Origin of the sequence: Mycobacterium sp. Marseille-P9652 (assembly GCF_902652685.1) — a bacterium.
Classification (GTDB): Bacteria; Actinomycetota; Actinomycetes; order Mycobacteriales; family Mycobacteriaceae; genus Mycobacterium.
Map to the genome: position 1 here is coordinate 24,377 of NZ_CACRUY010000053.1, position 8,026 is coordinate 32,402.

7 protein-coding genes are annotated in these 8,026 nt (G+C 71.6%); 5 read left to right on the forward strand and 2 right to left on the reverse strand.

Annotated elements, in window-relative coordinates:
* Positions 1 to 157 precede the first annotated feature (157 nt).
* From GPY60_RS21700 to GPY60_RS21715, 4 genes are all read left to right on the forward strand, one after another.
* Positions 158 to 970 carry a class I SAM-dependent methyltransferase gene (locus GPY60_RS21700; RefSeq protein ID WP_156689762.1) on the forward strand — a complete coding sequence of 271 codons (813 nt, stop codon included), beginning with the start codon at positions 158 to 160 and terminating at the stop codon, positions 968 to 970.
* The gene (locus GPY60_RS21705; protein WP_156689763.1) at positions 967 to 2,538 is read left to right on the forward strand and encodes a 1,4-alpha-glucan branching protein domain-containing protein; all 1,572 of its coding nucleotides are present in this window, start codon (positions 967 to 969) and stop codon (positions 2,536 to 2,538) included. The genes GPY60_RS21700 and GPY60_RS21705 overlap by 4 nt, the downstream gene beginning before the upstream one ends.
* Before the next feature lie 91 nt (positions 2,539 to 2,629).
* A complete protein-coding gene (locus GPY60_RS21710) occupies positions 2,630 to 3,874 on the forward strand; it encodes a glycosyltransferase family 4 protein (protein ID WP_156689764.1) in 1,245 nt (414 codons plus the stop codon).
* 10 nt (positions 3,875 to 3,884) lie between these two features.
* Positions 3,885 to 5,225 carry a TIGR01777 family oxidoreductase gene (locus GPY60_RS21715; RefSeq protein WP_156689765.1) on the forward strand — a complete coding sequence of 447 codons (1,341 nt, stop codon included), beginning with the start codon at positions 3,885 to 3,887 and terminating at the stop codon, positions 5,223 to 5,225.
* 4 nt (positions 5,226 to 5,229) lie between these two features.
* Here the strand turns inward: GPY60_RS21715 and GPY60_RS21720 are convergent, their stop codons facing one another.
* Both GPY60_RS21720 and GPY60_RS21725 read right to left on the reverse strand, forming a co-directional pair.
* Positions 5,230 to 6,303: an NAD-dependent epimerase/dehydratase family protein gene (locus tag GPY60_RS21720; protein ID WP_156689766.1), complete on the reverse strand. Its 1,074-nt coding sequence runs from the start codon at positions 6,301 to 6,303 to the stop codon at positions 5,230 to 5,232.
* Between the two features lie 2 nt (positions 6,304 to 6,305).
* Positions 6,306 to 6,971 carry a phosphodiesterase gene (locus GPY60_RS21725; protein WP_156689767.1) on the reverse strand — a complete coding sequence of 222 codons (666 nt, stop codon included), beginning with the start codon at positions 6,969 to 6,971 and terminating at the stop codon, positions 6,306 to 6,308.
* A gap of 611 nt (positions 6,972 to 7,582) precedes the next feature.
* Here GPY60_RS21725 and GPY60_RS21730 point away from each other — a divergent pair.
* A partial coding sequence (locus GPY60_RS21730; RefSeq protein ID WP_156689768.1) for a PE family protein occupies positions 7,583 to 8,026 on the forward strand: 444 nt, incomplete at its 3' end.

An 8,026-nucleotide genomic window follows, 5' to 3' on the forward strand; every position in this document is an offset into this window, starting at 1 on the left:
GGCACGGACACGCGGGTTACCGCCGGGTAACTTGTGCGGTCTTCTTTCACACCATAGCTGGTCGTCATGCCCGGATTTCCGCCTGGCCACCACCTTCGGCGAGGACGCCCGCTTCGCGGTTCGCGAATCCGACACTTCGCGTTAGCCTGCCTATGCAATGAGCGCACCGGTACCTCACGTTCCGCCTCCCGCTCCCGGCGACAGTCCGCCGGGGGCCGACGCGGTCATGATGCTGACCGGTGAGCGCACCATCCCCGGCCTGGACATCGAGAACTACTGGTTTCGCCGCCACGAGGTCGTCTACCAGCGGCTTGCCGGGCTGTGCGCCGGCCGCGAGGTGCTCGAGGCCGGGTGCGGCGAGGGGTACGGCGCCGACCTGATCGCCGGCGTGGCCGGCCGGGTCGTCGCGCTGGACTATGACGCGGCCGCCGTCGCGCACGTCCGCGCCCGCTACCCCAGGGTCGAGGTCATGCAGGCCAACCTCGCCGAGCTGCCCCTGCCCGACGGGTCGGTCGATATTGTGGTGAACTTCCAAGTCATCGAGCACTTGTGGGACCAGCCACAATTCGTCGCCGAATGCGCGCGGGTGCTGCGGCCGTCCGGCCTGCTGATGATCTCCACGCCCAACCGGATCACGTTCTCGCCGGGCCGCGACACCCCGATCAACCCGTTCCACACCCGCGAGCTCAACGCCGCCGAGCTCACCGAACTGCTCGTCGGCGCGGGCTTTCGCGACGTGCGGGTGAGCGGCCTGTTCCACGGCCCCCGCCTGCGGGAGATGGACGCCCGCCACGGCGGCTCGGTTATCGACGCGCAGATCGAGCGGGCGATGGCCGATTCGCCGTGGCCGCCGGAGCTGGCGGCCGACGTCGCCGCGGTCCGCACCGACGACTTCGAGCTCGTGGAGGCGGGCGCCGGCCGCGACGTCGACCAGAGCCTGGACCTCGTCGCGATCGCGGTGCGGCCGTGAGCACGCCGGCGGGCCGGGTGCCCGGTCTCTTCACGCTGGTGCTGCACACCCACCTGCCCTGGCTGGCCCATCACGGCCGCTGGCCCGTCGGCGAGGAATGGCTGTACCAGTCCTGGGCCGGGGCCTACCTGCCGCTGATTCGCGTCCTGCGGACCCTGGCCGACGAGGGCCGCGAGGCCCTGCTGACGCTCGGCGTCACCCCGGTGGTCAACGCCCAGCTCGACGACCCGTACTGCCTCGACGGCATGCACCACTGGCTGGCCAACTGGCACTTGCGGGCGGCCGAGGCGGCCAGCGTCCGCTCGATTCCCCGGTCGAAGTCGGCCGGCTACGCGTCGTGCACGCCGGAGGCGTTGCGGGAGTTCGGGATTCGCGAGTGCAAGGAGGCCGATCGGGCGCTCGACGACTTTTCCATCCTGTGGCGCCACGGCGGCAGCCCTCTGCTGCGCGAGCTCGTCGACGCCCGAAGCGTGGAGCTGCTCGGCGGCCCGCTAGCGCACCCCTTCCAGCCGCTGCTGGCGCCCAGGCTGCGCGAGTTCGCGCTGCGGGAGGGCCTGGCCGACGCGAAGCAGCGGGTGGCGCACCAACCGACCGGCATCTGGGCGCCCGAATGCGCCTACGCCCCCGGCCTCGAATTCGACTACGCCGCAGCGGGTGTCACCCACTTCATGGTCGACGGCCCGTCGCTGCACGGCGACACCGCGCTCGGCCGGCCCGTCGGCGACAGCGACGTCGTCGCGTTCGGCCGCGACCTTCAGGTCAGCTACCGGGTGTGGTCGCCGAAGTCCGGCTACCCCGGGCACGCCGCCTACCGCGACTTCCACACCTACGACCACCTCACCGGGCTGAAGCCCGCCCGCGTCACCGGCCGCAACGTGGCCTCCGACGGCAAGGCGCCCTACGATCCCGAGCGCGCGAGCCGCGCCGTCGACGTCCACGTCGCCGACTTCGTCGAGGTGGTCCGGTCCCGGCTGACGAGCGAGTCCGAGCGCATCGGCCGGCCCGCCCACGTCGTCGCGGCCTTCGACACCGAGCTGTTCGGCCACTGGTGGCACGAGGGCCCCGCGTGGCTTGAGCGGGTGCTGCGCGCCCTGCCCGAGGCGGGGGTGCGGGTGGGCACGCTGACCGACGCGATCGCCGACGGGTTCGTCGGCCACCCGGTCGCGCTGCCGCCCAGCTCGTGGGGCTCCGGCAAGGACTGGCAGGTGTGGGCCGGCGAGCAGGTGGCCGACCTCGTCACGCTCAACGCCGAGGTGGTGGACACCGCCCTGACCACGGTCGATAAAGCCCTCGCGCACAGCGGCGGCCCGCTGCCGCGCGACCGCGTCGCCGACCAGATCCTGCGCGAGACCCTGCTGACCGTCTCCAGCGACTGGCCGTTCATGGTGAGCAAGGACTCGGCCGCCGACTACGCGCGCTACCGCGCCCACCTACACGCCCACGCGACCCGCGAGATCGCCGGGGCGCTCGCGTCGGGCCGCCGCGACACCGCCGAGCGGCTGGCCGACGGCTGGAACCGCGCCGACGGCCTGTTCGGCGCGCTCGATGCGCGGAGGCTGCCGCGGTGAGGTCTCGCGCTCCCCGCGAGCGTGCATGTTTGTACGACGACACGCCGTACCGGGCGGCATTCTGCGCACGTTCGCGAAGAGTGGCCCGCGCGTGAAAGTCCTCATGGTCTCGTGGGAGTACCCGCCGGTCGTGATCGGCGGGCTGGGCCGGCACGTCCATCACCTGTCGACCGCCCTGGCCGCCGCCGGGCACGACGTCGTCGTGCTCTCGCGCCGGCCGACGGGCACCGACGCCGGCACGCACCCGTGCACCGACGAAGTCGTCGAGGGCGTCCGCGTGATCGCGGCGGCGCACGACCCGCACGAATTCACATTTACCGACGACATGATGGCCTGGACCCTGGCGATGGGCCACGCGATGATCCGGGCCGGCATGTCACTCAAGAAGCCGGGCGGCCGCCGCCCCTGGCGGCCCGACGTCGTCCACGCCCACGACTGGCTGGTGGCCCACCCGGCGATCGCGTTGGCCCAATTCTACGACACGCCAGTGGTTTCCACGATCCATGCCACCGAAGCCGGCCGGCATTCCGGCTGGGTCAGCGGGGCGACCAGCCGCCAGGTGCACGCGGTCGAGTCGTGGCTGGTGCGCGAATCCGATTCGCTGATCGCCTGTTCGGCGTCGATGGCCGACGAGATCACCGAGTTGTTCGGCCCCGGACTGGCCGGAATCACGGTGATCCGCAACGGCATCGAGGTCGACCGGTGGCCATTCGCGCCGCGCCGGCCGCGCGGCGGCCCTCCCGAGCTGCTGTACCTGGGGCGGCTGGAGTACGAGAAGGGCGTGCACGACGCCATCGCCGCGCTGCCGCGCATCAGGCGCGCCCACCCCGGCACGACGCTGACCATCGCCGGGGAGGGCACGCAGCAGCGGTTCCTGGTCGAGCAGGCCCGTAAGCACAAGGTGCTCAAGGCAACTCGGTTCGCCGGGCACCTCGACCACGGCGAGCTGTTGGAGGCGTTGCACCGGGCCGACGTCGCGGTGCTGCCCAGCCACTACGAGCCGTTCGGGATCGTCGCGCTGGAGGCCGCGGCGGCCGGCATCCCGCTGGTGACGTCGAACATCGGCGGGCTCGGCGAGGCCGTCATCGACGGGCAGACGGGCGTGTCGTTTCCGCCGCGCGACATAGCCAAGCTCGCCTCGGCGGTCTGCCGCGTGCTCGACGACCCGGACGCCGCACAGCGCCGCGCCGCGCAGCCCCGCCTGCGGCTCACGGCGGACTTCGACTGGCGGACGGTGGCCGCCCAGACCGCGCAGGTGTACGTGGCGGCCAAGCGCGGCGAGCGCGAGCCGCGGCCGCGGCTGCCCATCGTGGAGCACGCGCTGCCCGACCGCTAACGTTCGAAGCATGGGCCTGGAATATTCGAGCGTCGTCGACGCACCGATCGACGACGTCTTCGCCTGGCACGCGAGGCCGGGAGCGTTCGCCCGGCTCTCGCCGCCCTGGCAGCCGATGCGACTGGTCAGCGAGGCCACCTCGCTGCGCGACGGGCGCGCGACGCTCGCGCTGCCCGGCGGCTTGCGGTGGGTCGCCGTGCACGACGCGGGAGGCTACGACCCGCCGCACCGTTTCGTCGACACCATCGGCGGCGACGGCGCGGCCACGCTGCCGACCCGGATCGCCATGCGCTGGCGGCACACTCACGATTTCGAGGACGCCGGCGGTAACCGGACGCGCGTCATCGACCGGGTCGACACCCCGGTGCCCGGGTCGATGCTGCGCCCCATGTTCGTCTACCGGCACCGCCAGCTGGCCGACGACCTGGCCGCTCACCGGCTGGCCGCCGAGAACGGCCTGACGCCGAAGACCATCGCCGTCACGGGATCGTCGGGACTGGTCGGTTCGGCGTTGACCGCCTTCCTGAGCACCGGCGGTCACCGCGTGATCCGGCTCGTCCGTGGGGAACCCCGGGGCGCCGACGAACGCCGCTGGGACACCGGTGACCCGGACCCGGGCCTGCTCGACGGTGTTGACGCGGTGATCCACCTGGCGGGCGCCTCGATCGCCGGCCGGTTCACCGACAAGCACCGAAAAGACATCCGCGACAGCAGGATCGAACCGACGCGGCGGCTGGCCAAACTCGTCGGCCGCGCCGGAGGCGTGCTCATCTCCGCCTCGGCGATCGGCTACTACGGATACGACCGCGGCGACGAGATCCTCACCGAGGACAGCGACCGCGGCGACGGGTTCCTGGCCGACGTCGTCGCGGACTGGGAGGACGCCACCTCCCCCGCCGCATCGTCCGGGGCGCGAGTGGTGCTGGTGCGCACGGGAATCGTGCAATCACCCCGCGGCGGCACGCTGCGGCTCATGCGCCCGCTGTTCGGCGCGGGCCTGGGTGGCCGGCTGGGCGACGGCCGGCAGTGGCTGTCCTGGATCGGCATCGACGACCTGGTGGACGTCTACCACCGCGCCCTATGGGACACCGCGCTGTCCGGGCCGGTGAACGCCGTTGCGCCGCAACCGGTTCGCAACGCCGAATACACCCGCACGCTCGCCCGCGTGCTGCACCGCCCCGCGGTGCTGCCCGTGCCGTCGCTGGGCCCGAAGGTCCTGCTCGGCGCGCAGGGCGCGCGTGAACTCGCGAGCGCCAGCCAACGGGTACTTCCCCACAAGCTCGACCAGGCCGGGCACCGGTTCCGCCAACCCGCGCTCGAGCCGGCGCTGCGTCACCTGCTGGGCCGCTAGGCGCTCAGGGCACGTGCCGCGTCGTCAGCGGCCCGGCGGCCACATCGCGGTTGAGGGCGCGGACGAACGACCGCGGCCGCAGCACCGGGCTCTCGGCCCCGCGGCCGTGCATCATGCCGTCCACAAGCTCGGCCAGCGCGTCCACCGCGTTGTGGCGCGGCGACCAGCCGAGCTCCGCCCGCGCCCGGTCGGTGGCCAGCAGCGGCACCGCGAACGCGAGGTCCAGCCAGCCGCGGTCGATGGGCTGCAGCCTCGCCCGCCACGAGACGTCCACCAGCGCTCCCAGCAGGCCCGAGGGAACGTGAATCGGCCGCGCCCGCAACACCTTTGCGATGTCGTCGCGCCGCACGGGCGGCTCGTCGGCCAGGTTGAACGGCCCCAGCGCGCGACGCTCGATCGCCCTGACGCAGGCGTCCGCCACGTCGTCGGCGTGGATCATCGGGATGGCCAGCCGGCGGTCCATCGGCAGCACCGGCAGTAACCGGGCCAGGCGCGGGTCGAGGTAGGCCGGCAGGGTGTAGCGCCGCAATCCGGTTGCGGCGTCGCGCTGCACGATCAGTCCGGGCCGCATGCGGGTGATGCCGACGCCGTCGGGGTGGCGCGCCTCGTAGTCGTCGAGGATGCGCTCGACGGCCGATTTCGCCCTGCTGTAGGCCGAGGAGGGCAGCCCCGCGGTCGACCACGTCTCGTCGACCTTGCGGCCGTAGGCCCCCGGCGCGTAGGTGCCGACCGACGACATGTGCACCAGGTGGGGCACCTTGGCGGCGTGCGCCGCGCCCAGCACCGCCGAGCTCCCGCCGACGGCGACCGCGTCCAGGTACCGCACGTTGCGGGTCGGCTGAAACCCCCACGCCAGGTGCACGACGCACGAGGCGCCGCGAAAGACGTTGCGCAGCTTGGCTTCCGCGTGCGGGTCCGCCAGGTCCAGCTGATGCCAGTAGACGGACGCGTACTCGCCGTGCGCCGGCGGCTGCCGCCGGGTGATCCCGACGATGTCATAGCCGTCGGTGGCGAGCGCGCGCAGCAGCGCGGTGCCGACGTTGCCGCTGGCCCCGGTGATGACGATTCGTTTCGGCACGGCTACTGGGCGTCCCGGCCGTCGCGGCTGCGCTGGTACGCGCTGGCCCGAAGGCTGGCGAGCCAACCCGGCGAAAGGCTCACGCCGGGTGCGGTGTTGACCACGGGATCGAACGACTGCTCCCCGTCCAGCATGCGGGTCAGCGTCAGACGACCCAACGGCGTGAAATCGCCTCTGCCACAGGCCTGGTCGAGGGTCACCTCGACCCCGTCCTCCTCGATGCGGCGGCGAACAGCGTCGAGCGACAGGCCCAGCCCGTCGATGTCGGTGACGATCCGGACCCGAAGCCACCAGTTGCGCCCCTCGTAGTGCAGGCCCATCAACGTGGTCAGGGTGTGCCCGGCCCAGGAGGTGACCGGCCGCAGGGCCACCGCGCGGGACAGCACCCCCGAGCCCGAGGAGACCAGCAGGATGTCCCAGGGGTCAGCCGCGCCCGGCGGCGTCACGCGGATCGCCAGGCCGATGAGATCGGGGAGCGCCCCGGGCGTTCCGGTGGCCTTCGACACCCGCGCGACGACGTCCGACGAAGGGATCGGCAGGCCCTCACCCTCGGGCGCGGTCCGTTCGATGGAGCCTTCGGCCAGGACGCCAAGCGGGTGGAAAAACCGCTTGCCGCGGATCGCGGACCCCCACTCGAAGGGCAGGGCGACGATGTCGGAAACGTTCACTGGCGGCGGGTTCCCGTTTCCCTCGCCCGGAAACTCTGGCGGCGCCAGGCCGTGGTCACCCGGGGAACGCCGTCCGGCCGGAGGTTCTCGCATCCAACCGGAGTGCCGCGCCACCCTCCCTGGCTGCATGTCGGTGGCGTTGAGCGACCTTCGTCCCGCGTGCCCACAGTTGGGCCATTCACCATGGCGGCTCGAGCCGGCACGGGTGGCCAAGCACGGACACAGAACGAAACGCCGACCAACCCTCGGCTACCTGAAGTTTGCTGGCACGCGGCTGGCGCGATCGAGCGGCGTTCGATGCAAGCCCGTCCACCGACATACCGCGAGCGCTGTAGAAGAGAGTATTCCAAGGCTTTCCCCGGGAACCTTGGTTTATTAGTTTCGCTCACCACCTTTTTCGCCGTGTTCGCTCCCGGCTCATTTCCCTTGAGGTTTTGAAACTTGAGCTTTCAGGTGTGCTTAGGCAAGCCTTTGCGATGCCCCCCGGGGTGTGATGAATGCACAGTCCTCAGTTTGCCGGTGACTAGTCAAAATACGAAACATTCGGCGTACAGTCCGCCGTGACCTAGCCGAAACTAGGCATTTTCACGTGTGTGTGACGGGAGCCCCACATGTCGTCTTTCGTGTTCGTTTCGCCAGATGTCCTGTCGTCGGCGTCGCAGGATCTCGAGAATCTCGGGACGGCGATTCGGTCGGCGCACCTGACGGCGGCGGGGGCGACGACATCAGTGGTGGCCGCGGCTCAGGACGAGGTGTCGGCCGCGATTGCGGCGCTGTTCGGCACCTACGGACAGCAGTTCCAGTCGCTCGGGACGCAGGTGTCGGCGTATCACGACCAGTTCGTCGCGGCCCTGAACTCCGGCGGGCTGCTGTACACGGCCACCGAGGCCGCCAACGCCTCGCCGTTGCAGGCGGCGGCGTCGGCGGCGGCGGGCATCCAGGATGCGATCAACGGACCGTTCGTGACATTCACCGGGCGCCCGCTGTACGGGGATGGTGCGAACGGTGCGGCCGGTACGGGGCAGGCGGGTGGCCCGGGTGGCTGGCTGTGGGGT